At 64.3% G+C, this 25,955-nt stretch carries 30 protein-coding genes; 22 read left to right on the top strand and 8 right to left on the bottom strand.

Annotated elements, in window-relative coordinates:
- The first annotated feature begins 12 nt into the window (after positions 1-12).
- Positions 13-585: a YqgE/AlgH family protein gene (locus tag FN835_RS12180; RefSeq protein WP_142663499.1), complete on the top strand. Its 573-nt coding sequence runs from the start codon at positions 13-15 to the stop codon at positions 583-585.
- A gap of 21 nt (positions 586-606) precedes the next feature.
- On the opposite strand, the gene FN835_RS12175 is transcribed toward FN835_RS12180, so the two are convergent.
- Positions 607-1,557 carry an L-threonylcarbamoyladenylate synthase gene (locus tag FN835_RS12175; RefSeq protein ID WP_142663498.1) on the bottom strand — a complete coding sequence of 317 codons (951 nt, stop codon included), beginning with the start codon at positions 1,555-1,557 and terminating at the stop codon, positions 607-609.
- A 106-nt stretch (positions 1,558-1,663) separates the two neighbouring features.
- Here FN835_RS12175 and FN835_RS12170 point away from each other — a divergent pair, with 106 nt between their 5' ends.
- The 4 genes from FN835_RS12170 to FN835_RS12155 are packed head-to-tail and all read left to right on the top strand — an operon-like array spanning position 1,664 to position 5,252.
- The gene (locus FN835_RS12170; RefSeq protein WP_142663497.1) at positions 1,664-3,355 is read left to right on the top strand and encodes an acyl-CoA dehydrogenase family protein; all 1,692 of its coding nucleotides are present in this window, start codon (positions 1,664-1,666) and stop codon (positions 3,353-3,355) included.
- Positions 3,352-4,374, top strand: a complete 1,023-nt coding sequence (locus FN835_RS12165; protein WP_142663496.1) for an MBL fold metallo-hydrolase — start codon at positions 3,352-3,354, stop codon at positions 4,372-4,374. Before FN835_RS12170 ends, FN835_RS12165 begins: the two co-directional genes overlap by 4 nt.
- A gap of 60 nt (positions 4,375-4,434) precedes the next feature.
- Positions 4,435-4,587, top strand: a complete 153-nt coding sequence (locus FN835_RS12160) for an aa3-type cytochrome c oxidase subunit IV (RefSeq protein ID WP_142663495.1) — start codon at positions 4,435-4,437, stop codon at positions 4,585-4,587.
- Between the two features lie 17 nt (positions 4,588-4,604).
- A complete protein-coding gene (locus tag FN835_RS12155) occupies positions 4,605-5,252 on the top strand; it encodes a hypothetical protein (protein ID WP_142663494.1) in 648 nt (215 codons plus the stop codon).
- On the opposite strand, the gene FN835_RS12150 is transcribed toward FN835_RS12155, so the two are convergent.
- Entirely contained in the window at positions 5,237-5,566 is a 330-nt protein-coding gene (locus tag FN835_RS12150) for an AzlD domain-containing protein (protein ID WP_425467471.1), read from the bottom strand. The genes FN835_RS12155 and FN835_RS12150 overlap by 16 nt on opposite strands.
- Positions 5,566-6,348: an AzlC family ABC transporter permease gene (locus FN835_RS12145; RefSeq protein ID WP_142663492.1), complete on the bottom strand. Its 783-nt coding sequence runs from the start codon at positions 6,346-6,348 to the stop codon at positions 5,566-5,568. The genes FN835_RS12150 and FN835_RS12145 overlap by 1 nt, the downstream gene beginning before the upstream one ends.
- 92 nt (positions 6,349-6,440) lie before the next feature.
- Between FN835_RS12145 and FN835_RS12140 the strand changes: the two genes are divergently transcribed.
- Positions 6,441-7,019: a GNAT family N-acetyltransferase gene (locus FN835_RS12140; protein WP_142663491.1), complete on the top strand. Its 579-nt coding sequence runs from the start codon at positions 6,441-6,443 to the stop codon at positions 7,017-7,019.
- Here FN835_RS12140 and FN835_RS12135 read toward each other — a convergent pair.
- Positions 7,016-8,002, bottom strand: a complete 987-nt coding sequence (locus FN835_RS12135; protein WP_142663490.1) for a hypothetical protein — start codon at positions 8,000-8,002, stop codon at positions 7,016-7,018. The two genes, FN835_RS12140 and FN835_RS12135, sit on opposite strands and share 4 nt — an antisense overlap.
- Positions 8,003-8,014: 12 nt before the next feature.
- Complete coding sequence (gene greA, locus FN835_RS12130; protein WP_142663489.1) at positions 8,015-8,485, bottom strand: transcription elongation factor GreA; 471 nt, start codon at positions 8,483-8,485, stop codon at positions 8,015-8,017.
- A gap of 312 nt (positions 8,486-8,797) precedes the next feature.
- On the opposite strand from greA, the gene FN835_RS12125 reads away from it, so the two are divergent.
- The 12 genes from FN835_RS12125 (at position 8,798) to FN835_RS12070 (ending at position 21,460) form a co-directional block, all read left to right on the top strand.
- On the top strand, positions 8,798-10,444 hold the full coding sequence (locus FN835_RS12125; protein ID WP_142663488.1) for an electron transfer flavoprotein-ubiquinone oxidoreductase: 1,647 nt from the start codon (positions 8,798-8,800) through the stop codon (positions 10,442-10,444).
- Positions 10,445-10,552: 108 nt separating this feature from the next.
- Positions 10,553-12,361: a tetratricopeptide repeat protein gene (locus FN835_RS12120; protein WP_142663487.1), complete on the top strand. Its 1,809-nt coding sequence runs from the start codon at positions 10,553-10,555 to the stop codon at positions 12,359-12,361.
- Positions 12,361-13,173 carry a 4-(cytidine 5'-diphospho)-2-C-methyl-D-erythritol kinase gene (locus FN835_RS12115; RefSeq protein WP_142663486.1) on the top strand — a complete coding sequence of 271 codons (813 nt, stop codon included), beginning with the start codon at positions 12,361-12,363 and terminating at the stop codon, positions 13,171-13,173. Before FN835_RS12120 ends, FN835_RS12115 begins: the two co-directional genes overlap by 1 nt.
- 37 nt (positions 13,174-13,210) lie before the next feature.
- Complete coding sequence (locus FN835_RS12110; protein WP_142663485.1) at positions 13,211-13,945, top strand: pyridoxine 5'-phosphate synthase; 735 nt, start codon at positions 13,211-13,213, stop codon at positions 13,943-13,945.
- Positions 13,945-14,718, top strand: coding sequence for a hypothetical protein (locus FN835_RS12105; RefSeq protein ID WP_142663484.1), 774 nt, complete (start codon positions 13,945-13,947; stop codon positions 14,716-14,718). The genes FN835_RS12110 and FN835_RS12105 overlap by 1 nt, the downstream gene beginning before the upstream one ends.
- A 16-nt stretch (positions 14,719-14,734) precedes the next feature.
- Entirely contained in the window at positions 14,735-15,157 is a 423-nt protein-coding gene (acpS, locus tag FN835_RS12100) for a holo-ACP synthase (RefSeq protein ID WP_142663483.1), read from the top strand.
- Positions 15,158-15,215: 58 nt separating this feature from the next.
- Positions 15,216-16,007: a signal peptidase I gene (gene lepB, locus FN835_RS12095; protein ID WP_142663482.1), complete on the top strand. Its 792-nt coding sequence runs from the start codon at positions 15,216-15,218 to the stop codon at positions 16,005-16,007.
- Positions 16,008-16,051: 44 nt separating this feature from the next.
- Positions 16,052-16,741: a ribonuclease III gene (rnc, locus tag FN835_RS12090; protein ID WP_142663481.1), complete on the top strand. Its 690-nt coding sequence runs from the start codon at positions 16,052-16,054 to the stop codon at positions 16,739-16,741.
- Complete coding sequence (gene era, locus FN835_RS12085; protein WP_142663480.1) at positions 16,738-17,649, top strand: GTPase Era; 912 nt, start codon at positions 16,738-16,740, stop codon at positions 17,647-17,649. Before rnc ends, era begins: the two co-directional genes overlap by 4 nt.
- Positions 17,642-17,977 (top strand): DUF1491 family protein, encoded by a 336-nt coding sequence (locus FN835_RS12080; RefSeq protein WP_142663479.1) that lies wholly within the window; start codon positions 17,642-17,644, stop codon positions 17,975-17,977. The genes era and FN835_RS12080 overlap by 8 nt, the downstream gene beginning before the upstream one ends.
- 105 nt (positions 17,978-18,082) lie before the next feature.
- Positions 18,083-20,521 carry a DNA topoisomerase (ATP-hydrolyzing) subunit B gene (gene gyrB / locus FN835_RS12075; RefSeq protein WP_142663478.1) on the top strand — a complete coding sequence of 813 codons (2,439 nt, stop codon included), beginning with the start codon at positions 18,083-18,085 and terminating at the stop codon, positions 20,519-20,521.
- Positions 20,522-20,746: 225 nt separating this feature from the next.
- Positions 20,747-21,460: an outer membrane protein gene (locus FN835_RS12070; protein WP_246098720.1), complete on the top strand. Its 714-nt coding sequence runs from the start codon at positions 20,747-20,749 to the stop codon at positions 21,458-21,460.
- A gap of 68 nt (positions 21,461-21,528) precedes the next feature.
- On the opposite strand, the gene FN835_RS12065 is transcribed toward FN835_RS12070, so the two are convergent.
- A complete protein-coding gene (locus tag FN835_RS12065; RefSeq protein WP_142663477.1) occupies positions 21,529-22,230 on the bottom strand; it encodes a glutathione S-transferase C-terminal domain-containing protein in 702 nt (233 codons plus the stop codon).
- Between the two features lie 95 nt (positions 22,231-22,325).
- Here FN835_RS12065 and mscL point away from each other — a divergent pair, with 95 nt between their 5' ends.
- Positions 22,326-22,754: a large conductance mechanosensitive channel protein MscL gene (mscL, locus tag FN835_RS12060; RefSeq protein ID WP_142663476.1), complete on the top strand. Its 429-nt coding sequence runs from the start codon at positions 22,326-22,328 to the stop codon at positions 22,752-22,754.
- Between the two features lie 120 nt (positions 22,755-22,874).
- Entirely contained in the window at positions 22,875-23,336 is a 462-nt protein-coding gene (locus FN835_RS12055) for an Lrp/AsnC family transcriptional regulator (protein ID WP_142663475.1), read from the top strand.
- Between the two features lie 53 nt (positions 23,337-23,389).
- Here FN835_RS12055 and rpsU read toward each other — a convergent pair whose 3' ends face one another.
- A complete protein-coding gene (gene rpsU, locus FN835_RS12050) occupies positions 23,390-23,596 on the bottom strand; it encodes a 30S ribosomal protein S21 (protein WP_011748553.1) in 207 nt (68 codons plus the stop codon).
- 112 nt (positions 23,597-23,708) lie between these two features.
- Here rpsU and FN835_RS12045 point away from each other — a divergent pair, with 112 nt between their 5' ends.
- Together FN835_RS12045 and FN835_RS12040 are read left to right on the top strand one after the other, a co-directional pair.
- On the top strand, positions 23,709-24,377 hold the full coding sequence (locus FN835_RS12045; RefSeq protein WP_142663474.1) for a COQ9 family protein: 669 nt from the start codon (positions 23,709-23,711) through the stop codon (positions 24,375-24,377).
- Complete coding sequence (locus tag FN835_RS12040) at positions 24,374-25,363, top strand: NAD(P)H-quinone oxidoreductase (protein WP_142663473.1); 990 nt, start codon at positions 24,374-24,376, stop codon at positions 25,361-25,363. Before FN835_RS12045 ends, FN835_RS12040 begins: the two co-directional genes overlap by 4 nt.
- On the opposite strand, the gene FN835_RS12035 is transcribed toward FN835_RS12040, so the two are convergent.
- Positions 25,360-25,953, bottom strand: coding sequence for a hypothetical protein (locus FN835_RS12035; protein ID WP_142663472.1), 594 nt, complete (start codon positions 25,951-25,953; stop codon positions 25,360-25,362). The two genes, FN835_RS12040 and FN835_RS12035, sit on opposite strands and share 4 nt — an antisense overlap.
- Positions 25,954-25,955: the final 2 nt, after the last annotated feature.

Raw genomic sequence — 25,955 nt, 5'->3', positions numbered from 1 at the left:
ATGGAGCGGCATTTGGACCCTTCGAGCAACCTGACCGGCAAGATGCTGATCGCCATGCCCGGCGTGCGCGACCCGCGCTTTGAACATTCCGTCATCCTTGTCTGCGCCCATTCCGAGGAAGGCGCGATGGGGCTGGTGGTCAACCGGCCCATGCCCGAGATCGTCTTTACCGAATTGCTGGAACAGCTGGGCATCAGCGCCAGCGACAAGGCCATCGACATTCCCGTCCGATTTGGCGGGCCTGTCGAGCCGGGGCGCGGCTTCGTGCTGCATCGGCTGCCGGAAAACACGCCGCCCGATGACGCGCATATGCTGATCTGCGACGATCTGGCCATGTCCACGACGCGCGACATTCTGGAAGATTACGCCAATGGGCGCGGCCCGCAGCCCGCGATGCTGGCGCTTGGCTATGCCGGATGGGGTCCGGGTCAGCTTGATTCGGAAATTCTGGACAATGGCTGGCTGACGACCGAGCGTTACGACGAAATCATCTTTGGCGCGGACAATCCCGGCAAATGGAACGCAGCCCTGCGCGGCATGGGCGTCGATCCGATCGCGCTGTCGCCAAATGCGGGCCACGCCTGACACCCGCCGCCCCTGCCCCGCCTAGCGTGGGGCGGCGGCGCGGCGCAGGCGGTCGTTGATCGCCGCACCCAACCCGGTTTCTGGAATCGGTGCGACCGCAATGGGACGACCCAGCGCATCGGCACGGTGCAGGATGTCGAACAGCCGCGACGCCGCCTCGACCGGATCGCCGTTCTCGCTCAGGCTGATCTCTCCTGCGACGTCGCCAAAGCCGATCAGCACCTCATCCGCAGCTGCGCTGGTGGCGTTCAGGCGCAGGCTGGCGCGGGGGGCGTAATGGCTGGTCAACTGCCCCGGCGCGCTTGGCATGTCGGGGTCGATGACAGGGGCTGCCAGCGGCTGACCCAGCACCGCCTGAATATCCTCGGCGGCGATCCCGCCCGGACGCAGCAGCGCAGGCTGGCCCGCGACCCAGCCGATGATCGTCGATTCCACGCCCACCGGACAGGCGCCCGCATCCAGCACCGCCGGGATCCGCCCACCCAGACCCGTTACCGGGTCCGCGACATGGGCGGCGGCCGTCGGGCTGATCCGCCCGGAAGGATTGGCCGAAGGCGCGGCCAGCGGCCCGCCGAAGGCGCGCAGCAAAGTCCGCGCCGCCTGATGCGCAGGCAGCCGGATCGCCACGGTCCCCAATCCCGCCGTCACCAGCGATGCAATGCCGGCGTCGGGGCGCAGCGGCAGCACCATGGTCAGTGCACCGGGCCAGAACGCCGCAGCCAGCGCCCGCGACTGCGCGTCGAAAACCGCGATACGCTCGGCCGTTTCCAGATCGGGCAGATGCACGATCAGCGGGTTGAAGCTGGGCCGCCCTTTGGCCGCATAGATCCGCGCGACAGCCACCGCATTGCGCGCATCGCCCGCAAGGCCGTAGACCGTCTCGGTCGGGATCGCCACGACTTCGCCTGCGGTCAGCAGCGCGCTGATCCGGGCAATGCCTTCGGGATCGGGTGAAATCAGTTGGGTCTGCATCTGTTACGTCGGGTAGCGGTTGCGCGGGCGCGGTCCATATGGTGGCCTCACGGGGAACAATTATGCGCCCAGGCCGGATTTGCCAAGGCGCGGGAGGTAATGGGACATGGCCTATCACGCACCGGTCGCACAGATCACCTATATCCTTGACCAGATCGTGGACTTTCCCCAGCTTGCCGCGACCGACCGCTTTGCCGAAGCCACGCCCGAGACCGTGACCGCGATCCTGACCGAGGCGGGCAAACTTGCGACCGATGTGATCGCGCCGGTGAACCGTGCGGGCGATCTGCATCCCGCGCGGCTGGAAAATGGGGCACTGCGGTCCTCGCCGGGGTTTGCCGAGGCGTTTCGTGCCTTGGCCGAAGGCGGCTGGATCGGGCTTGCCGCCGACCCCGAACATGGCGGCATGGGTCTGCCGCAGGCACTGAACATGGCGGTCAATGAAATGACCGCCTCGGCCTGTCTGGCGCTGCAACTGAACCCTTTGCTGACCCAGGGCCAGATCGAGGCGCTGGAGCATCACGGCAGCGATGCGCTGAAATCGCTGTATCTGCCCAAGCTGAATTCCGGCGAATGGTCCGGCACGATGAACCTGACCGAACCGGGCGCGGGTTCCGATGTCGGGGCGCTGACCACCAAGGCCCAGCGTGCTGATGACGGCACTTACCGGATCACCGGGCAAAAGATTTTCATCACATGGGGCGACAGCGACCTGTCGGCCAATGTCTGCCATCTGGTTCTGGCGCGTCTGCCCGACGGGGCGGCGGGGACGCGCGGCATCAGCCTGTTCATGGTGCCGAAATTCATTCCCGACGATGCGGGCAATCCCGGCCAGCCCAATGATCTGCGGGTCGTCAGTCTGGAACACAAGCTGGGCATCCATGGCAGCCCCACCTGCGTCATGTCCTTCGAAGGTGCAAAGGGCTGGATCGTCGGCGCGGAACACAAGGGCATGGCCGCGATGTTCACCATGATGAACTGCGCCCGCCTTGGCGTCGGCGTCCAAGGCGTCGCGCAGGCCGAGGCGGCGCTGCAACAGGCCACCGCCTATGCCGCCGAGCGTGTGCAGATGGGTCCGATCATCCGCCACCCGGACGTGCGCCGGATGCTGGCGACCTCGCGCGCGGAAATCTTTGCGGCCCGCGCCATCTGTCTGGCCTGCGCCGTTGCGATCGACATGTCGCGCGCCACCGCCGAGGCGGATTGGGCCGCGCGCGCCGCCTTTCTGACGCCCATCGCCAAGGCGCATGGCACGGATGTCGGCACCCGCGTGGCCGATACCGCCGTGCAGGTCCATGGCGGCATGGGCTACATCGAGGAGACGGGCGTGGCGCAATATCTGCGCGACGTGCGCATTACCTCGATCTACGAAGGCACGAACGGCATTCAGGCGATGGACCTTGTGGGCCGCAAGCTGGCCGATGGCGGCACCGCCGCGATGGCTCTGCTGGACGAGGTGCTGGACGGCGCCAAATCGGCGCAGGCCAGTCAGCCCGAGCTGGCCCATGACGTCTGGCAGGCCGCCGAAACGCTGCGCGAAGCGACGCAGGATCTGCTGGACCGCGACCTGCCCGAACGCTTTGCCGGTGCCGTGCCCTATCTTGCGGCATTTTCCCGCGTGCTGGGGGCGCATTACCACCTGCGGGCGGCGACGCGCGGCGGCTCGGTCCCGCTGGCGCGGGTCTATGTCACACGCATCCTGCCGCAATATGCGGGCGATCTGGCCGCGGCCCGCGCCGGGCTGGACGATCTTGAGGCGCTTGACGATGCGGCATTGCTGGGTCAGATGGCCGGGTGATCCGTTCGACCCCGCATATCCCGCCCGCCGCAGGCGAAGCCGTCGAAATCGCCCCCGGCGTGCTGTGGATGCAGATGCCGCTGCCCTTCAAGCCCGAGACGGTGAACGTCTATGCGTTTCGCGACGATGACGGCTGGACGGTCGTGGATACCGGCATCGACACGCGGCACGGGCGGGCAATCTGGCAAACCCTGCTGGACGGGCCGCTGTCGGACGCGCCCGTCACGCGGCTGATCGCGACCCATCACCACATCGACCATATCGGCATGGCGGGCTGGTTCGTTCAGCAGGGCGCGCAGCTTTGGACCTCGCGCACGGCATGGCTGATGGCGCGCATGTCGATCCTGGACGTTCAGGAACGCCCCACCCCGCAGGCCGTGGCCTTCTGGCGCACGCACGGAATGCCGCCCGAGATGATCGCCGAACGCGAACAGGAACGGCCCTTCAACATGGCGGATGCCAGCGCGCCTCTGCCCCCCGGCTATTTGCGGCTGCGGGCTGGCGAACAGGTCCGCTTCGGCAATCGTCGCTGGTCGGTCCGCATGGGCGAAGGCCACGCGCCGGAACATGTCACGCTGTGGTCTCTGGACGACGATCTGGTGATCGGGGGCGATCAGCTTCTGGCCTCGATCTCGCCCAATCTGGGGGTCTATCCGAACGAACCGGGGGCCGACACGGTGGGCGCGTGGCTGGACAGCTGCCGCGAATTCCTGCCCCTTGCCCGACCCGAGCAGTTGATCCTGCCCGGCCACAAGGTGCCCTATCGCGGGCTGCCAACGCGGCTGCGGCAGTTGATCGACAACCAGATGGCCGCGAATGACCGGCTTGTCGCCGGGCTTCAGGTCCGGCCGCGCAGTGTCACGGACTGTTTCGAACTGCTGTATCGCCGCATGATCGGCAAACCGGAATACGGTCTGGCGCTGGCCGAGGCGGTGGGACATATCAACCATCTGGCCGCAGCGGGCCGGGTGTGGCCCGTGGGCCAGACCCCGGACGGTGCCACCCTTTGGGGGGCGTGACAGGTCGTCCGGGCTGGGTTATCCAGTCTGCGACCGAATGCAGGAAACAAGGGGGGAGCCATGGCCTCGCATCACGAAGTCACCGAACACAAGCACGGTGAAATGGACATTACCGATCACCAGAAGACATTCGCCGGTTTCATCAAGGTCTCGACCTGGGTGGCTGGACTTTCCATTGGTGTGCTGATCTTCATGGCGCTGACCAACGCCTGACCACCCCGGAGTAGATCATGCAAAGACGTGCCTTCCTCGCGCTGGCCCTGCCAGTCGCGCTTGCGGCCTGCGGCGCCGACAATGTCTGGAGCAGCGACGAGTCGGTGCGCGCGGCGCGCTACGTCGCGAACGAGCCGCCCTCGATCTCGCTTCTGACGGTGATCGGGATTCCGCGCGGCGAAGGCGGTCATTCCGCGCTGCTGATCAATGGCAGCCAGCGCGTGATCTTCGACCCGGCGGGAAGCTGGAACCACCCGTCGATCCCGGAACGCCATGACGTACTTTACGGGATCACGCCGAATTTCAAGAACTTCTATATCGACTATCACGCCCGCGAAACCTATTGGGTCGCCGAAGACACCGTGCAGGTGCCGCTGGCGGTGGCCGACGCCGCAATCCGCGCCGCCGAGGCGCAGGGTGCGACGAACAAAAGCTTCTGCGCCGTGGCGACGGGTCAGGTTCTGCGCAATGTGCCGGGTTTCGAAGGTGCGCCCTCGGGCTTTTCACCGCTGAAGCTGCGGAACTGGTTCCTGACGCTGCCGGGCGTCACCTCGAAAAAGCACATGGACGGCGATCCGGCGAACAACCACAACGTGCTGCTGCGGCAAAAGAACGGCACGGTCACCGGATACGGTGCCGACGGCCAGCTTCACGCCCAAAGATAAAGCGTCCCGAACAGCGCGATCATGCCCGCAATCACTGCGTAAAGCAGGTTGCGGGTCCATAGCCCGACGATCAGCGTGACCGCTGCGGCGGTCAGGCGCGCGGGATCGGGCTGGCCCCCGGTCGCGGCAGGCCAGACGACCAGCGGTGCGACCAGCGCGGGCAGCACGGCCACCGCCGTATAGCGCAGAGCGCGCGAAGCCCAGCCCGGCAATTGCCGCGTGCCGATGGCGCCCAGAAACGACCAGCGCAGCAGGAACGTGCCTAGTCCCAGCGACAGGATCACCAGCCAGATGGTCAGATCCGATGCGATCATCATGCACCTGCCTTTCGACGCTCGGTCCAGATTTCGACCCAGACGCCCACGGCCATGGCCACGGGCGCGGCCAGCAGCACGCCCAGCCCCGAAGGCAACCCGCTGAAGGCCAGCGAACAGATGATCGACGTCAGGGCCGCCGCGATATGTGCGGGGGTGCGCAGCATCGGCGCGACCATCGCAAGAAAGGTGATCGGCAGCGCGAAATCCAGCGCCCAGCTTTCCGGGATCGCGCGGCCCAGCGTGAATCCCAGCGCGCAGGCCACCACCCAAGGCACGCAGGCAGTAATCGCCGCGCCAAAGAAATAGGCAAGCCGCTGATCCAGTCGCAGACGCGGATTCGCCTCGTAATGCTGGATCGCCAGCGCATAGGTCTGGTCGATCAGAACATAGGCCATCAGCCCTTTGTCCCGTGCCGACGCCTCGCCCACCCATGGCACCATCGATGCGGAATACATCGCCATGCGCAGGTTCACCGCCAGCGCGGATGCGATGACGATGATCGCGGGCGTATGTTCCCCCAGCAATTGCACGGCGGTGAATTGCGACGCACCCGCCAGCACCAGAATGGCAAAGCCCAGCACCTGCGGCAGGTTCAGCCCGGTCTCATTCGCCACTACCCCGAACAACATGCCAAAGGGCAGCAATACCAGCAGGAACGGGATCGCGCCCAGCATACCGTGGCGCAGACATTCGGCGGGCGAGCGCGCAAGGACGCGCGCCTGTTCTGGCGTGGGATCGGCAGCGGATTGCCGGGCCCCTGCGCTTTGATCGACGGACATGATGGAAACGGCTTCGTCTTGGGCTAAGGATTGCGGCAGATTGGCGAAAGCCGAAAGACAGCGCAAGGGATCGCAGGGATTTGACCGCAAACATGCCGATCACCATTCGCATCGATCAGGGCGTGCCACCGCATCTGCAAGGCGCGGCGGCGCGGCTTTACTGGCGCGGCTTCGGGGCGGCGCTGCAACCCATGCCCACGCGGCCACGGCAAGGCGTCGCGCTGGTCGCCGCGCTGATGCAGCCGGGACGCGCGTTGATCGCGTTGGGACCGCAGGGCGGGCTTGTGGGGATCGCGGGCCTGCGCGGCGTCGAAGGCGGTTTCCTGGGCGATGGGACCGGCGGCTTTGTCGCGGCTTTCGGTCCGGCACGCGGGCGGTTGCGGCATCTGGCGACGCATCTGCATCGGGGCGGGGTCACGACCGACGACATGATCCTTGACGGGTTGGTGGTTCGCGCGGGTTGGCGCGGGCGCGGCATCGCCCGTGCATTGGTCGATGCCGCCGCATCGCAGGCAGGCCGCCTTGGCCACCCCGCCCTGCTGGCCGAGGTCATGGCCGACAACCCCGAAGCATTGGCCGCATGGCAGGCGATGGGATTTCAGCCCATCGGGCGGCAGCGGCAGGGCTGGCCGTGGCACGCCCCCGCACATCTGCTGCGCCGCGCGCTTTAAAGGGCTTCATCCTCAGGCGGGGTGGCGTCGTCGCCGTCTCCGACGTGCGGCGCATCGCCAAGGATGCCCGTGACCTGCGCCAGCAGGATAAAGGCGCGTCCCGACCGGGTTTCGGCCAGAACGGCCAGCACGCCGGGATCGTCCATCTCGGCGCGGCGGGAAAGCAGCTTGTCGAAATGGCGCAGGAAGTGATGGGCGACGTCGCGGAAGACCTCATCCTCGCGGATCATGGTGGCCGCACCCAGCAAGGCGGCGTCGTCCGTGACCACAGCCAGACCGGACACAGCCGCACCACGCTGGCCTTCGGCAAAGCGTGCCCAAAGCGCGGGATCGGTTTCGGGGATCTGCAGATCGTCCATATAGACGCCCTGCCCCGCCAGAAGCGTGACGACATCTTGCGCGGCACGGATCAGCCGCGCCATGCCGGGATCGGCCAGGGCCAGACGCAGGCAGCGAATCGCCTCGCGGTCCTCGGGGCCGTCGGGAAAGTTCAGCGCCAGAAACAGCTCGGTCGGCGTCAGGTCGGGGGCGGCGGGGGCCTCAAGCTCCAGCCTTGCCTGACGGGTATCGGCGGGCACCGAGGGACGCGGCGGGGCTGGCGCACGCGCAGGCATCGGGCGCATCGGCTGTGCTGCGCGCGGGACCATGGCGGGAACCGGCTCGGGACGCTCGGCCACATGTGACGGCGCGGCTTGGACCGCGCGCATCTGCGCCAGCGTCGCGCGCAGATCGTCCGCCTCATTGCGCAGGGCGGTCAGGGCATGGGCCGACCAGATGCCGAACCAGATCAGCGCCAGCGGCAGGATTACGCCCACCACCCAGATCAGCCATGACGCGGTATCCCGTGCCTGATCATCCGGGCCAAGCCATGCGAACAGCACAACCAGCAGCAGCCATCCGATGCTGGCCGCGACGCCGATGCTTGTCAGCCGCTCGTTGCCCTGACGGGCGATCAACTGGCGCAGCGTGTCCAACGCGCTCATGCCGCCACCGGATCAGGCATAACGGATCGACAGGATCTCATAGGATTTGCCGCCACCGGGGGTCACGACTTCGACGCTGTCGCCTTCATCCTTGCCGATCAGCGCGCGTGCAAGGGGCGAACGGATGTTCAGCAGGCCCCGCTCAAGATCGGCCTCGGCCTCACCGACGATCTGATAGGTCTTTTCCTCGTCGGTATCCTCATCGACCAGCGTTACGGTCGCGCCGAATTTGATGCTGCCCGACAGCTTCGACGGATCGATGACTTCGGCGCGCGAAATCAAACCCTCAAGTTCCTTGATGCGGCCTTCGACAAAGCTCTGCTTCTCACGCGCGGCGTGGTATTCGGCGTTTTCCGACAGGTCGCCATGTTCGCGCGCCTCGGCAATGGCGCGGATCACGGCAGGACGCTCGACCGCGCGCAATTCACGCAGCTCGGCGTCCAGCTGATCGAAGCCAGCGCGGGTCATCGGTATCTTTTCCATTCGGGTCCTTCCGGCCGCATTTCCGGCGGCACAAGTTCTGCGCGAAACAAAGGTGTTGGAACGCCCCCGGCCTTTTTGGCCGAGGGCGCCCCTGAACTTCCGGGCATCGTGGCGCGATTGGACCAACGTTTCAAGTCCCGGATGTCCGATCCGCGGCCATTCGCCATAGCCCGCATGTGGTATCCGGCTTTCGGATTGCGTCGAAAACGTCGCAGGCAGACGTCACTCCGTCGCGTTCCGATTGCCGCATGAAATATTACAGGCTAGGTCTGTCCCCCAAAGAATATCGAGCCAGGGAGCAAGCGCCGAGCCATGTCCGAAGTCGAACGCGAGTCGATGGAATATGACGTCGTCATCGTTGGGGGCGGGCCTTCCGGCCTGTCCGCGGCGATCCGTCTGAAACAGATCAACCCCGAATTGTCGGTGGTTCTGCTGGAAAAGGGCTCGGAAATCGGCGCGCATATCCTGTCGGGCGCGGTGCTGGACACGGCGGGTCTGGACAAGCTGATCCCCGACTGGAAGGAAAAGGGCGCCCCGGTCACGACCGAGGTGACGACCGACAATTTCTATGTGCTGGGCGAACAGGGTCAGGTGCGCGTGCCGAACTGGCCGATGCCGCCTTTGATGTCGAACCACGGCAAATACATCGTCAGCATGGGCAATGTCTGCCGCTGGCTGGCCGAACAGGCCGAGGCGCTGGAGGTCGAGATCTTTCCCGGCATGGCCTGTTCCCAACTGGTCTATGACGGCCAGCGCGTGGTCGGCGTCGTCGCGGGCGAAATGGGTCTGGCCGCAGACGGCACCCCCGGTCCCGGCTATGAACCGGGGATGGAGCTGCGCGGCAAATATGTCCTGATCGCCGAGGGCGTGCGCGGCAGCCTCGCCAAGGAATTGATCGGCAAATACGATCTGTCGGCAGGCCACGACCCGCAGAAATTCGGTCTTGGCATGAAGGAGATCTGGGAGATCGACCCGGCCAAGGCGAAACCCGGCACCGTCACCCACACCATGGGCTGGCCCCTGGGCAACAATGCGGGCGGCGGCAGCTTCATCTATCATCTTGAAGGAAATCAGGTGCTTGTGGGCTTTGTCGTCCACCTGAACTATCAGAACCCGCATCTGTATCCCTATATGGAATTCCAGCGTTTCAAGCATCATCCGCTGGTCGCGGAGCTGTTGGAGGGCGGCAAGCGCGTGGCTTACGGCGCGCGGGCGATTTCCGAAGGCGGCTGGCAGTCGATCCCCAAGATGGTCGTGCCGGGCGCGGCGCTGCTGGGTTGCAGCGCCGGTCTGGTCAACGTCCCCCGCATCAAGGGCAACCACAACGCCATGCTGTCCGGGATCGCCGCGGCGGATGCGGCAGCGGCGGCCATCGCCGCGGGCCGCGAGGGCGATGAGCTGGCGGATTATGAAACCGAGGTGCGCGGTGGCGACATCGCCCGTGACCTGAAGCCGGTGCGCAACGTCAAGCCGATCTGGTCGCGCCTTGGCCTGTGGCCCAGCCTTGCGCTTGGCGGCTTTGACATGTGGGTCGCGAACCTGACGGGCTGGAACCCGCTGGGCACGTGGAAACACGGCAAGTCTGACGCCGCCGCGACCGGCAAGGCTGCGGATTTCAAGCCGATCGACTATCCGCGCCCGGACGGCAAGCTGTCCTTTGACCGGCTGACCAATGTGGCGTTTTCGTTCACCAACCATGAGGAATCGCAGCCCTGCCATCTGCGGCTCAAGGATGCCTCGATCCCGATCTCGGTGAACCTGCCGCTTTACGCCGAACCTGCGCAGCGTTACTGCCCCGCAGGCGTCTATGAGGTGCTGGAAAGCCCCGAGGGACCGCGCTTCCAGATCAACTTCCAGAACTGCGTCCACTGCAAAACCTGCGACATCAAGGACCCCTCGCAGAACATCAACTGGACAACTCCGCAGGGCGGCGACGGGCCGAATTACCCGAATATGTGATCAAGCAAATCAACGCCGGGCATCCCCCGGCGTTGCCCATTTGTGACAAGGCCGCTAGGGTCTGCACGCGACATAGACGACGCGAACAGCGAAGGACTGGCCCAAGCCGTGACGAAGAAACTGATCTCGCTGGCGCTGATCGCGCTGACCGCCGCGCCGATGACCGCAGGCAGCGCCTTCGCCATTCCCCGCCTTGCGCAGGAAGCGCCGCCGCCCCATCGCCCCACCGACAAAGCCGAAGCTGCGCCCGCCGCGCCTGCGCCGGAAACGCGCGGTCTGGCCGGACCCTATCTGGCCGCGCGTCAGGCGGCCATCGGCAACGACTACGCCACGGCGGCCAACTATTTCCTGCAAGCGATGGCACAGGACGACACCGATCCGTTCCTGCAGGATTCCGCGCTGGTCGCCCTGATTTCCGCCGGAGAGATGGAGCGGGCGGGCGCGCTGGCCGTCACCATGTCCGATCAGGGCCGCGCGACCGAGCTTGCGCGCCTGATGCAGCGTTCGGAACTGGCCCGCGCGGAACGCTGGCAGGATCTGGTCAATGCCATCGACAACAGCCCCGCCCCGCAGGGCGACGATCCCGAACAGGGCGCGCCCGGCGGCAATATGCTGCTGGACAAGATGGTCCGCGCATGGGCGCTGCTGGGTGCGGGCAATGCCCGTCAGGCCCTGTCCGCATTCGAGGAACTGGGCAAGGTCCGCGGTGCGCGTCCGATGGTGAACTATCATCTTGCGCTGGCCAAGGCCAAGGTCGGCGATTTCGAAGGGGCCGAGCAATTGCTGGCCGATCCCAATACCGGCGCGCATATCCTTGGTGTGATCGCCCGTGCGCAGATCCTGTCGCAGCTTGAACGCAATCAGGACGCCGTGGCCATGCTGGAAGGCACGCCGGGCTTTGAGGAAGAGCCGCAGCTCGTCTCGATGCGCGACCGGCTGGAAAAGGGTGAGACCCTGCCCTTTGACAGCGTGAGAACCCCTGCAGACGGCATCGCGCAGGTGTATCTGACTTTTGCAAGCGTGCTGGCCACGAACGAGGAACCCGATCCCCTTGCGCTGATCCATGCGCGGCTGGCTGGCTACCTCTCGCCCAATCTGGGCGAGGCGCGGCTACTGACTGCGCAGCTTTTGCAGGGTTTCGGCCAATATGATCTGGCCGAAAACGAATTCGAGGCGCTGCGCGAGCTGGGCGAGATGCGCCCCATGGCCGAGCTTGCCCGCATCGACGCGCTGACCCGCGCCGACCGTCTGCCCGATGCCGAAAAGGCCGCGCTGTCGCTGACCGCCGCCTATCCCGATCTGGCGCAGGGCTGGATCGCGCTTGGCGATCTGCTGCGCCAGCAGGACAAGTTCAGCCCCGCCGTTCCCGCCTATGACAAGGCGCTGGCGCTGATCGGGCCGGATGCCGGCGAGGCGCGCTGGTTCCCGCTTTACGCCCGTGGCATCGCGCTGGAACGCTCGGGCCAGTTCCCCAAGGCCGAAGCCGATTTCCGCGAAGCGCTGAAGCTGCGCCCGGACAGCGCACAGGTGCTGAATTATCTGGGCTATAGCCTTGTCGATCGCAGCGAAAAACTGGACGAGGCGCTGGAGCTGATCCAGCGCGCCGTCGATCTGCGCCCGGATGACGGCTATATCCTCGACTCGCTCGCATGGGCCTATTACCGCCTTGGCCGCTATGATGAAGCCGTGGCCCCGATGGAGCGGGCGGTGTCGGCCATGTCGGGCGATCCGCTGGTCAACGACCATATGGGCGACATCTACTGGATGGTCGGCCGCCACCGCGAGGCGGAAATCCAATGGCACCGCGCCCTGAGCCTTGAGCCGACGCCGGAAACCGAAACCGACCGCATCCGCGCCAAGCTGGATCGCGGGCTGGATGCGGTGCTGGCCGACGAAAAGGCCAAATCCGGCAAGTGATGTCCGCCCCTCGTCGCGAATTCGCGCCCGCCAAGCTGAACCTGACGCTGCATGTCACCGGCCAGCGTGCCGATGGCTATCACCTGCTGGATTCGCTGGTGGTGTTTCTGGACGTGGGCGATGTCGTCACCGTCGCGGACGGGCCGCTATCGCTGGAACTGCGCGGGCCGTTCGCCGCAGAGCTGGCCGCCGACCCGGACAATCTGTGCCTGCGCGCCGCGCGTCTGGCGGGGCGCGATGCTGCGATCGTTCTGGAAAAGAACCTGCCCGTCGCCTCGGGGATCGGGGGCGGGTCTGCGGATGCGGCGGCCGTGCTGCGCGCGCTGGGTGCCACGCCCGAACACCCCGAGATGCTGGGCGCCGATGTGCCCGTCTGCCTTGCCAGCCGCCACACCCGGATGCAGGGGCTGGGCGAGGTTCTGACCCCGCTGCCCGCGCTGCCGCCCCTGCATCTTGTTCTGGTAAATCCGCGTCTTAGCCTGTCCACGCCCTTGGTCTTTCGGTCACTGGCCCGGCGCGACAACCCACCCATGCCCGACGCTCTGCCCGATTTCGTGGATGCCGGGGCGCTGATCACCTTTGTCGCCGCCTGTCGCAACGACCTGCAACCGCCCGCAATCGCGCTGATGCCGCAGATCGCCGATTGCCTTGCCGTGTTGGACGGCGCGGGGGCGGTTCTGTCGCGCATGTCGGGTTCCGGCGCGACCTGCTTTGGCCTGTTTGACAGCCCAGCCGATGCGCAGGCCGCGCGCGACCGCATTGCCGCCGAAAACCCCGGCTGGTGGGTCGCCGCATCTGGACTTGCATCCTGAACCCGCTAAACCTGCCGGAAACATTCGGAGGGGACACATGCTTCGTCTTGGCGTGAACATCGACCACGTTGCCACAATCCGCAATGCGCGCGGCACCCCCTGGCCCGACCCGGTGCGTGCCGCGAAGCTGGCCGAGGAAGCGGGCGCGGACGGCATCACCGCGCATCTGCGCGAAGACCGCCGCCATATCTCGGACGCGGATATCGACAATCTGATGGCGAACCTGCGTCTGCCTTTGAACCTTGAGATGGCCGCGACGGCAGAGATGCAGACCATCGCGCTGCGCCACCGCCCCCACGCCGTCTGCATCGTCCCCGAAAAGCGCGAGGAGCGTACGACCGAAGGCGGTCTGGATGTCGCGGGCAACGAAGCCGCGCTTGGCCGCTATATCGAGCCACTGCGCGATGCGGGCAGCCGCGTGTCGCTGTTCATCGGGCATGAGGCCGCGCAGATCGAGGCCGCGGCCCGCATCGGCGCTGCGGTCGTTGAACTGCATACCGGCGCCTATTGCGATTTCGACACCGAGGGACGGCTGGCCGAACGCGACGCCGAACTGGCCGCGCTGCGCCAAGGCGCGGCGCTGGCGCATTCGCTGGGCCTTGAGGTTCACGCAGGCCACGGCCTGACCTTCGACACGGTCGGACCCATTGCCGCGATCCCGGAATTCGTGGAACTGAACATCGGCCATTTCCTGATCGCCGAGTCTGTCTTTATCGGGCTGGATCAGGCCATCCGCGATATGCGCCGGCACATGGATGCCGCGCGGGGCTGATGCGCCGGGCGTTTTCCCTGATCGTCAGGACTGTCACGGGGCTTTGGTCGCTGCTGATGGTTCTGCTTATGGTGGCCTCGGTCGCGCTGTCCATTGCGATGACCCTGTTGCCGCAGGTTCTGGGGGCCGTCGCATCGGTCGTTGAAAGCGTCACGGGTCGCAAGACCGCCGTGACCGAAGCCCGCAGTCAACAGGCGCGGATGACCGAGCGGCTGGCAAAGGCCGATGCCGATCTGGCCGCCGAACGCACCGCCAGACGCACCGAGACACGCGCCCTGCGCCAGCAGATTGCCCGCATGTCCGACGAAGCCCGCCTTGCCCCCGTCACCTATCGCGGCCAGCGCGTGGCCATCCGCGAGGCGGTGCATGACACCAGCGAACGGGTCTCGCGCAGGGCGGCGGTGGCGGCGACGCGCAATGTCGGTTCGACCGTGGGCGAGGCGCTGCCGGTGATCGGCGTCGGCGTCATCGTGGCGGCGACGGCTTGGGAACTGAGCGATTCCTGCCAGATGATGCAGGAGATGCGCGAGCTGGACGCCGCCTTCAACCCCGAGAACCCGATCAGCGAGGATGAGGTCTGCGGCATCAAGCCCCCCACCCGCGACGAAATCTGGACAGCGGTGAAATCCAGTCCCGGCACCGCTTGGAACGGCGCGAAATCGCTTTACGCCGATCTGCCCGAGGTTTCGATCTCGGCCAGCTATGACTGGACCTTGGCGCGGCTGTCGGGCATGAGCGACTGGATCATGGGCAGCGACGCCCCGGTCAACTGACGAAAGGACGGCCCCCGTGATCCTTGGCATCGGCACCGATCTTGCCAATATCGACCGCATCGCAAAGGTGCTGGAACGCCACGGCGACCGCTTTCGCAACCGCGTCTTCACGCCCACCGAACTGGCCCTTGCCCAGCGGCGGATGCATGAGGCGGCGACGCTGGCCAAGCGTTGGGCGGCCAAGGAAGCCTGCTCCAAGGCGTTGGGGACCGGGCTTGCCATGGGCATCGCATGGCGGGACATGGCGGTCAGGAACCTGCCCACCGGCCAGCCCACGATGGAACTGACCGGCTGGGCCGCCGAACGGCTGGCTGCGATGACGCCGCCGGGCCATGTCGCGCATATCCACGTCACCATGACCGACGACCACCCATGGGCGCAGGCTTTCGTCGTCATCGAGGCGCTTCCCGACGGCGTGATGCCCCGTGGTTCAGCTTGACTTTCCGGGCCCGCGCACCCCATGAACGCGGGACTTTCGCAGGAAGGGAACGGCATAGATGGCCAAAAGCGAAGCCCGCAAGGATGGCGGCATCTGGGAAACGGTTAAGACGATCTTCTGGGCGCTGCTGATCGCAGGCGTCTTTCGCACGTTGTTCTTTCAGCCGTTCTGGATTCCGTCCGGCAGCATGAAGGACACGCTGCTGATCGGCGACTTCCTGTTCGTGAACAAGATGGCCTATGGCTATTCCGCCGTGTCCTGCCCCTTCTCGGCCTGCCCGATCTCGGGGCGCATTCTGGCGTCCGAACCCCAGCGTGGCGATGTCGTCGTGTTCCGTCACCCGACGCGCGGCGACGATTTCATCAAGCGCCTGATCGGCCTGCCCGGCGACCGCGTGCAGATGCGCAATGGCGTGCTTTACATCAACGGCGAAGCCGCCCCGCAAGTCCCCAACGGCACCTTTGCCGAGGCGCAGCAGCCGCAGGGCCCCGGCGAAAGCCTGCCCTGCCCGCCGCAGATCCGCGCACCCGAGGGCGGCCAATGCGTGGCTGAGCGTTTCACCGAAACGCTGCCGGGCGGCGTCAGCCATGACGTGCTGAACCTGGCCGCCAACGGCCCCGGCGACAATACCCCCGAATTCACGGTCCCCGAAGGCAACTATTTCTTCATGGGCGACAACCGCGACAATTCGGGCGACTCGCGCTGGCCCGCCTCGGCTGGTGGCGTGGGCATGGTTCCTGCGGAATACCTGATCGGTCGGGCTGACCGGATCATGTTCTCATCGGCGGGCAAATCGCTACTGTATTTCTGGACGTGGCGTGCCGACCGCTTCTTTAAGGCTGTGGACTAAGGAAGAATTTGCCGCGGCAGACCCCGCCGTGGCATGATCGCGATATGAAAACTTCCGCTGAACTGCGCGCTTTCTCAGAGCGGCTGGGCCATGAATTCGCCCGGCCCGAATTGCTGTTGCGCGCGCTGACGCATGGCTCGATCTCGACGGCGACGCGCCCTGACAACCAGCGTCTGGAATTTCTGGGCGACCGCGTTCTGGGCCTGACCCTGGCCGAGGCGCTGTTTACCGCCGACCGCGCCGCGACCGAGGGCCAGATGGCCCCGCGCTACAACGCGCTGGTCAAGGGTGAGACCTGTGCCGCCATCGCGCGCGAAATCGGGCTGGGCGACGTGCTGAAACTGGGCCGATCCGAGATGATGTCGGGCGGCCGCCGCAAAGAGGCGCTGCTGGCAGACGGGATGGAGGCGGTGCTGGCCGCCATCTATCTGGACGCGGGCTTTGAGGCGGCGCGGGCCGTGATCCTGCGGCTTTGGGCGGCGCGTCTGGCCAATGTCGACGCCGATGCGCGCGATGCCAAGACCGCGCTGCAGGAATGGGCACAATCGCATGGCATGGGCCCGCCCCGCTATGTGCAGACGGCGCGCACCGGGCCGGACCATGCGCCGGAATTCGAAATCACCGTCCAATTGGACGATGGCCGCGAAGCGAATGCCAGCGGCAAGGGCACAAAACGCAGCATCGAGCAGGCCGCTGCCGCCGCGCTGCTGGAACAGATCGAAGGAAACACATGACCGAAACGCGCGCGGGCTTTGTCGCCCTGATTGGCGAACCCAATGCCGGGAAATCGACGCTGCTGAACCAGATGGTAGGGGCCAAGGTCTCGATCGTCACGCATAAGGTGCAGACGACCCGCGCCCGCATCCGGGGCATCGCCATGGAAGGCGCGTCGCAGATCGTGTTCGTCGATACGCCCGGCATCTTTCGCCCGCGCCGCCGTCTGGACCGTTCCATGGTCAAGGCCGCCTGGGGCGGCGCTGCCGATGCCGACATCATCCTGTTCCTGATCGAGGCGCATCGCGGCCTGACCGACGGCGCACAGTCGATCATCGACAATCTGCGCGAACATGCGGGCAAGACCCCCGTGGCGCTGGTCATCAACAAGATCGACCGCGTCAAGGCCGAGCAATTGCTGGAACTGTCGCAGAAACTGAATGCCGCGTTCGAATTCACCAGGACCTTCATGATCTCGGCTGAAAAGGGCTATGGCTGCGGCGACCTGATGGAATGGCTGGCGGCGGAAGTGCCCGAAAGCCCGTGGCTTTACCCCGAAGATCAGGTGGCCGATCTGCCCATGCGCATGATCGCCGCCGAGATCACCCGCGAGAAGCTGACCCTGCGCCTGCACGAAGAAATCCCCTATCAGCTGACGGTCGAAACCGAAGCATGGGAGGAGAAGAAGGACGGCAGCGCCCGCGTCGATCAGGTGGTCTATGTCGCACGTCCCGGCCACAAGGGCATCGTGCTGGGCAAGGGCGGCGAGACGATCAAGGCCGTGGGTCAGGCCGCCCGCGCCGAACTGATCGAATTCATGGGCCGCCCCGTGCATCTGTTCCTGCAGGTCAAGGTCCGCGAAAACTGGCTGGACGAGGCCGAGCGTTACAACGAGATGGGCCTGGATTTCCGCGACGGCGATGCCTGAGGCACGTCTGGCTGCCGGCATCTGGGTTGCTGCCTATCTGCGACGGCTGGGGCTTGCGGACATCCCCGCTTATGTCACGCGCCACGGCGACGACACGGCGGGGGCGGTGATGGTCAAATGCGCCACGCTGGACGGGCAAGCCAGCCTGTGGTCCCGCGAATGGGATTTTGAGACCGATCAGCGCCCATGGGTCTGTCTGTCGCAAGCGGCGGAACGTGAAATCGACGCCGAAATCACCCGCCATGCCGGCCGCGACCCTGATCTTTGGGTGATCGAGATCGAGAGCCGCGACGGTCGCACCCTGCTGGATCAGCAGGGATTGGCATAACCCCCTTGAATACAACCCCAAAGCCACCAAATCTTGTGGCTTTCCCGTGACATTCCGCACCGGCCACACTATAAGATGTAAGCCCAAGGCAGGATAAAAAGACCAATGACCGAACCCGCCCCCCAGCCCTCCGAATACGGCGCCGATTCCATCAAGGTTCTCAAGGGCCTGGAAGCTGTGCGCAAGCGTCCCGGCATGTATATCGGCGACACCGACGACGGCTCGGGGCTGCATCATATGGTCTATGAGGTCGTCGATAACGGCATCGACGAGGCGTTGGCAGGTCATGCCGATTTCGTGCGGGTGAAAATTCACGCCGATAGCAGCGTGTCCGTGCGCGACAACGGGCGCGGCATCCCGGTCGATATGCACCCCACCGAAGGCGTGTCCGCGGCCGAGGTCATCATGACCCAGCTTCATGCGGGCGGGAAATTCGACCAGAACAGCTACAAGGTCTCGGGCGGGTTGCACGGCGTGGGCGTGTCGGTGGTCAACGCTTTGTCGGATTGGCTGGAGCTGCGCATCTGGCGCAATGGCCGCGAACATTACGCCCGCTTTGAACATGGCGACACCGTTGAACACCTGCGCGTCGTGGGCGATGCCCAGCCCGGCGAAAAAGGGACCGAGGTGCGGTTTCTGGCCTCCAGCAAGGCGGATGGCGGGGACGGCACGTTCTCGAACCTGGAATATGTGTTCAAGACGCTGGAAAACCGCCTGCGCGAGCTGGCCTTCCTGAATTCCGGTGTCCGCATCATTCTGGAAGACGAGCGCCCCGCCGAACCCCTGCGGACCGAGCTGTTCTATGACGGCGGCGTGCGGGAATTCGTGAAATATATCGACCGCTCGAAAACCCCGGTCATGGCCGAGCCGATCTTTATCACCGGCGACAAAAACGGCATCGGGGTCGAGGTCGCGATGTGGTGGAACGACAGCTACCATGAAACCGTGCTGCCCTTTACCAACAACATCCCGCAACGCGACGGCGGCACGCATCTGGCGGGCTTCCGGGGCGCGCTGACCCGCGTCATCAACACCTATGCCCAGACCAGCGGCATCGGCAAACGCGAAAAGGTGGATTTCACAGGCGACGATGCCCGCGAAGGTCTGACCTGTGTGCTGTCGGTCAAGGTGCCCGATCCCAAATTCTCCAGCCAGACCAAGGACAAGCTGGTGTCATCCGAGGTGCGCCCGGCGGTCGAGAGCCTTGTGAACGAAAAGCTGGCCGAGTGGTTCGAGGAGAACCCGTCCGAGGCCAAGCAGATCGTCGGCAAGATCATCGAGGCCGCCTTGGCCCGCGAAGCCGCCCGCAAGGCGCGGGAACTGACGCGGCGCAAGACGGCGATGGACGTGGCCTCGTTGCCCGGCAAGCTGGCCGATTGTCAGGAAAAGGACCCCTCGCGTTCCGAACTGTTCATCGTCGAAGGTGACTCGGCAGGTGGTTCGGCCAAGCAGGGGCGTTCGCGCCAGAATCAGGCCGTGCTGCCTTTGCGCGGGAAAATCCTGAACGTCGAACGTGCGCGCTTTGACCGGATGCTGTCCAGCGATCAGGTCGGCACGCTGATCACCGCGCTGGGGACCGGCATCGGGCGCGACGAATTCAATCTGAACAAGCTGCGCTACCACAAGATCGTCATCATGACCGATGCCGATGTCGATGGCGCGCATATCCGCACGCTGCTGTTGACGTTTTTCTTCCGCCAGATGCCCGACCTGATCGAGGCGGGGCATCTGTATATCGCCCAGCCCCCGCTTTACAAAGTCAGTCGCGGCCGGTCCGAGGTTTACCTTAAGGACGAAGCCGCGCTGGAAGATTACCTGATCGAACAGGGCATCGACGGTGCAAGCCTGCGTCTGGGCAATGGCGAACAGATCACCGGCGCGGATCTTGCCCGCGTGGTCGAGGAAGCCCGCATCGTCCGCCGCGTTCTGCGCGCCTATCCCACGCATTACCCCGCCCATATCACCGAACAGGCCGCGATTGCCGGGGCGCTGGTGCAGGGCCGCGTCGATCAGGACGCCCAAGGTGTCGCTGATGCGGTGGCCACGCGCCTTGACATGATCGCCGAGGAATATGAGCGCGGCTGGACGGGGCGCCCGACACAGGATGCAGGCATCCGCCTGACCCGCCTGCTGCGCGGCGTCGAAGAAAACCGGACGCTGGACGGCCCCATGCTGCGCAGCGGTGAAAGCCGCCGTTTGGGCGCCATGACGCAAAGCCTGCAGGAAATCTATGGCAAGACCGCGCATCTGATCCGCAAGGACCGTGACATTCCGATCCACGGCCCCCTTGGCCTTCTGGCCGCGATCTTCCTGGAAGGGGAAAAAGGGCTGTCCCTGCAGCGCTACAAGGGCTTGGGCGAAATGAACCCCGAACAGCTTTGGGAAACCACGCTGGACCCGGTGGCGCGCACGATGCTGCAAGTGCGGATCGAAGATCTCAGCGAGGCTGATGACATTTTCACCAAGCTCATGGGTGATGTCGTCGAACCGCGGCGCGAATTCATTCAGCAGAACGCCCTGAGTGTCGAGAATCTTGATATCTAACGAGGTCGTTATTGCCTCAACAGTCTCGAAGATGTTACACAACTTAGGGATGAATGTTGCGCTGAAGTCGCGCCTTTGAAGTTGGTAACCCGCTTCACCGATTGGTTTCTTGCGATAAGGCCGATTGCGGACTTATGTGACATTCAGACGACTATTATTAGATCCCCTTACGCGCTGCCATTCATCCCCCTCAGGAATGGCGCGCTGTGCCTTAGGAGACTTTGAATGATGAAAATTAAAACGATCGCTCTTGTGGCAGGTTCGCTGTCGCTTGGTGCAACGGCTGCGGCGAACGCCGGTGGCTTCGTTCCCCCGGTTATGGACAGCGCGCCCATCGTCGCCGAAGTCGAAGCGCCCGTCGGCGCTTGGCAGGGCGGTTATGCGGGTCTGACGCTGGGCTATGCCTTCAAGGGCGACGACCGCGTGGGTCTGACCGACAGCGCGTCGAACACCTTTCTGGGTGACATCGGCGAAGCCGAACTGAAAGGCGCGAATGCCGGTATCCGTGCCGGTTATCGCTGGCAGCGCGGCAACTGGGTCTTCGGCCCGGAAGTCGGGATCGAAGGCGGCGACATCAAGGGTGACACCAGCGGCACGCTTCTGGGCACCGATCTGGAAGCCGAAGGCAAGGTGAACCACATGGTCGCCCTGCGCTTCAAGACCGGCTACACCGTTCGCCCCGACATGCTGGTCTACGGCATCGCCGGTGTCGGCCGTGTCGATATGGACTATGAACTGAACGGCATCGAAGACAGCTTCAGCAAGACCGGCTATATCCTTGGTCTGGGTGTTGAAAAGCAGATCAACGAAAAATGGTCGGTCACCGGCGAATACGAATATGCAAACTTCGGCAAGGAAGATCTGCAATTCGGTGGTCTGGATACCGAAGCCACGCCCAAATACAACAATCTGAAAGTCGGTGTGAACTTCCGGTTCTGATCGGAAATCACCCCTGACATGCAAGAGCCGGCTGAGTAAGCCGGCTCTTATCGTTTCGGAAATACGGCTTATGCTGCGCCGACTTCGATCCCGCGCTGCACGGCGGGACGGTCCAGAAAACGCGCCAGATAGGCCTGCACATTGGCATAGCCGTCCATGCCGGTTTCCTTTTCCGCCTCATAGTTCACGCGGACGGTGCGCAACCACGGAGCGATGGCCATGTCGGCGATGGAATATTCGCCGGTGATCCAGTCCTTTCCCGCAAGCTGGCGGTCCAGCACGCCCAGCAGACGGTTCGCTTCGTTGTAATAGCGCGTGCGGGGGCGGGGATCCTCGATCTCGCTGCCTTTGTAGCGGTGGAAGAAACCGACCTGCCCGAACATCGGACCCAGCCCGCCCATCTGCCACATCAGCCACTGGATCGTGTGATAACGTGCAGCACCCGAGGCAGGCAGGAATTGCCCGGTCTTGTCGCCCAGATAGATCAGCATCGCGCCTGTTTCGAACAGACCGATTGGCTTGCCGTCCGGGCCGTTCGGGTCGATCATCGCCGGAATCTTGTTATTCGGATTCAGCGATAGAAATTCTGGGGTAAACTGATCCTCGGGGTTGCCGATGCTGATGCGATGGGCGTCATATTCCAGCCCCGTCTCCTCCAGCATCACCGAGGTCTTGATGCCATTGGGCGTGTTCAGCGTGTAAAGCTGGATGACATCGGGGCGCACAGGCGGCCAGCGGCGGGTAATCGCAAAATCGGAAAGTGCAGACATTTTGGGGGGTTCCTGTCGTGTCTTTGCTGGATTTACACACCATGATGTGACCAGTATGGCCCACGTCACCGGCGTGTCTGAGAAAAGGTAAGCACATGATCAAGGAATTCAAGCAGTTCATCGCCCGCGGCAATGTCGTCGATCTTGCGGTGGGTATCATTATCGGTGCGGCTTTCACGGCTATCGTCAACTCGCTTGTTGCCGACCTGATCAACCCGATCATCGGTCTGGTGACTGGCGGCACTGATTTCAGCGGCCACTATTTCGTGCTCAAGGGCGAAGTTCCTCCCGGCGCCAGCCTTGCCACCGCGCGCAATACCGGCGCTTCGGTCTTTGCATGGGGTGCGTTCATGTCGTCGGTCATCAACTTCCTGATCATCGCATGGGCCGTGTTCCTGCTGGTCAAGGCGGTGAACAAGCTGCAATCCAGCACCATCGGCAAGGCCGAGGCCGCACCGTCCGGCCCGACCCAGGAAGAACTGCTGGTCGAAATCCGCGACGAGCTGCGCGCACGTCGCGCCTGATCGCGGCTATCATTCGACAAGAACGGCGCGACCCCGTGGTTGCGCCGTTTTCTTTTGCGCGGATGCCCCTTAGGCTGGTGAAAAATTCACAAGCAGCGGCCCCGCGCAGGAGAATTTTCCATGGTCGAGATTGACGCCATAGATCGCCGTATCCTGAATGCGCTTCAGCGTGACGGGCGCATCACCAATGCCGATCTGGCGGCCAAGGTCAGCCTTTCCCCCAGCGCCTGCCACCGCCGCGTCCAGCGGCTTGAGGAAACCGGCCTGATCCAGGGCTATGTCGCCTTGTTGGACGCCCGCAAGCTGGAACGTCCCACCACGGTCTTTGTCGAGATCACGCTGTCGGGTCAGGCGGATGAACTGCTTGAGGCATTCGAACGCGCCGTCCGCACCATTCCCGATGTGCTGGAATGTCACCTGATGGCGGGGTCCGCCGATTATCTGCTGAAGGTCGTGGCGCAGGATACCGACGATTTTGCCCGCATCCACCGCCAGCGATTGGCCAAGCTGCCGGGCGTGGCGCAGATGCATTCGTCGTTTTCGCTTAAGACCGTGGCCCAGACCACCGCCTTGCCGATATAGAAAACCCCCGCCCGAGGGCAGGGGTTTTCAGAACTCTTGCGTGATCGCACGTCTTAAAGCGCGCCTTCGCGTTGCGCTTTTTTGCGCGCCAGCTTGCGGGCGCGGCGAACGGCCTCAGCCTTTTCACGGGCCTTCTTGACCGAGGGCTTCTCGAAATGCTGCTTAAGCTTCATTTCACGGAACACCCCTTCACGCTGAAGTTTTTTCTTCAGGGCGCGAAGCGCTTGTTCGACGTTATTGTCGCGAACACTTACCTGCATGTGGTTGTCACCACCTTCCTAGGTTAAAGTTGAGCTGAATTGCAGGACGCGACCTCTTAGCAGGGCGAATCGCGTTTGTCCAGAATTTCTGGACCAGACAGGAGTTGGAGCCATGACGAGCGAACGCGACCGGTTGATCGACGCAGCCCTGAACCATGTCATCTTCGAAGGGATGGGCGACAAGGCCATAGCAGAAGGCGCGCAAGACCTTGGCATGTCACGCGATCTGGCCCGCGTTTACCTGCCGCGCGGGGGGGCCGATCTGGCCGCCGCCTATCATCGGCGCGGCGATGCCGAGTTGCGCGAATGGCTTGGTTCGACCACGTTGCAGGGGCGTTTTCGTGACCGCGTGACCGATGCGATCATGCACCGCCTGTCGCTTTCGGGCCGCGAGATGGCGCGGGCGGGCGCAGTCGTGCTGGCCTTGCCGCAGAACGCTGCGCTGGGTGCCCGCCTGATCTGGGAAACCGCCGATGCCGTCTGGGACGGGCTTGGCGACACGTCGGACGATGTGAACTGGTATTCCAAACGCGCCACGCTTTCGACGGTCTACGGTGCCACGGTGCTTTATTGGCTGGGCGACGATTCCCCCGAAGCCGAGGATACCCGCGCCTTTCTGGAGCGCCGGATCGAAGGCGTGATGCGCTTTGAAAAGATCAAGGGACAGGTCGGCGCGCTGCCCGGCGTCTCGGCCCTTGCGGATCTTGCGACAGGTTGGATCAAGCGCCCCGTTGCGCGCCACGCGCCGGGACGGATGCAGGCGGGCGGTGCCGACGCATGATCCCTGACGTGATGCGCGCGGTGGAAATCACCGCACCGGGCGCTGCCGATGTGCTGAAACCCGCGACCCGTCCCGTCCCCGTGGCGGGGCATGGCCAGATCCTGATCCGCGTGGCATGGGCCGGCGTGAACCGCCCCGATGTGCTGCAACGCGCCGGTCTATACGCGCCACCCCCCGGAGCGTCGGACCTGCCGGGGCTGGAATGTTCCGGCACGGTCGCGGCGATCGGTCCCGGCGTCACCCGCTGGAAGACGGGCGACAAGGTCTGCGCCCTGCTGCCCGGCGGGGGTTATGCGGAATATGTCACCTGCCCCGCCGATCACGCCTTGCCCATCCCCCGCGGCCTTGACCTGCGCGACGCGGCCGCCTTGCCCGAAACCGCCTTTACCGTCTGGTCGAATGTCGTGACCCGCGGCGGTCTGCAGGCCGGAGAGCGGTTTTTGGTTCATGGCGGTTCTTCGGGGATCGGGACGATGGCCATTCAGATCGCGCGGGCGCTTGGCGCGCGGGTCTGGGCCACGGCAGGCTCGGACGACAAATGCGCGGCCATTGCCCGTCTGGGGGCCGAAGCGATCAATTACCGCGAACAGGATTTCGTGTCGGCACTGCAAAAGGCGGGCGGCGCGAACCTGATCCTGGACATGGTAGGCGGCGATTATATCCCGCGCAACATCAAGGCATTGTCCGATGAAGGCCGTCTGGTGATGATCGCCTTTCTTGGCGGGCCAAAGGCCGAGTTGAACTTTGCCCAGATCATGATGCGACGGCTGGTGGTGACCGGATCGACCCTGCGGCCGCAATCGGATGCCGCCAAAGCAGGGATCGCCGACACACTGCGCACCCGCCTTTGGCCTTTGGTCGAAAGCGGCGCTGTGCGGTCTTTGATCGACAGTTGCTATCCCCTGACCGATGCCGCCGAGGCGCATCGGCGGATGGAAAGTAGCGGGCATATTGGGAAGATCATGCTGGAGGTGGCGGGGGGTTAGTTTTTGCCCGCATTGTGACGAGCGACCGGAAATAGTTTTTGCTGCAGAAGCTTTATGGCCTTCTGCTGCTTCATCCCCAGTTCGTCATTCGCAGAGTAATCGCCACTGTAAATCTTGCGCCATTCGATCTTTAGCCGCCGCGCCTCGATGGTATCGTCGTCAATTGATCCACACATATTATCAATGGCTAAGACGACTTCGCTCCTCAATTCGAGGATTTCGTTAAAAAGCTCATCAACGCCGTCCCATCCAAGCTGGATGTAAACCGCGACCTGACAGTCCTGAAGCTCCACGAACAACGCGTTACTATCAGCTATCCGCTGTTGCCTTAGCTTTAGGTAAGTGGCCTCTCGATCAGCTATTTCGACAGGGACTCGGCTATGCTGACTTCGGATGAAACGCATCGCATCATCCACTTTAGCGATAGCGATCAACGCTCTTTCGGCGACGTCAGCCCGCCTTTTTCCCACTGCTTCGGAACGCCAAGCAGTCAGCTGACTATAAGCAACCCATGCGCCTATACTTACGACAAAAAGCGAACCCAGCGCAGAAACTGCGGATATTACTGCGGCAATATCGGATGTCGTCATTA

The sequence above is a fragment of the Paracoccus laeviglucosivorans genome, assembly GCF_900182695.1.
Lineage (GTDB): Bacteria > Pseudomonadota > Alphaproteobacteria > Rhodobacterales > Rhodobacteraceae > Paracoccus > Paracoccus laeviglucosivorans.
Note: the sequence above shows the minus strand (reverse complement) of the source record. Positions and strands in the feature narration are given on the sequence as shown.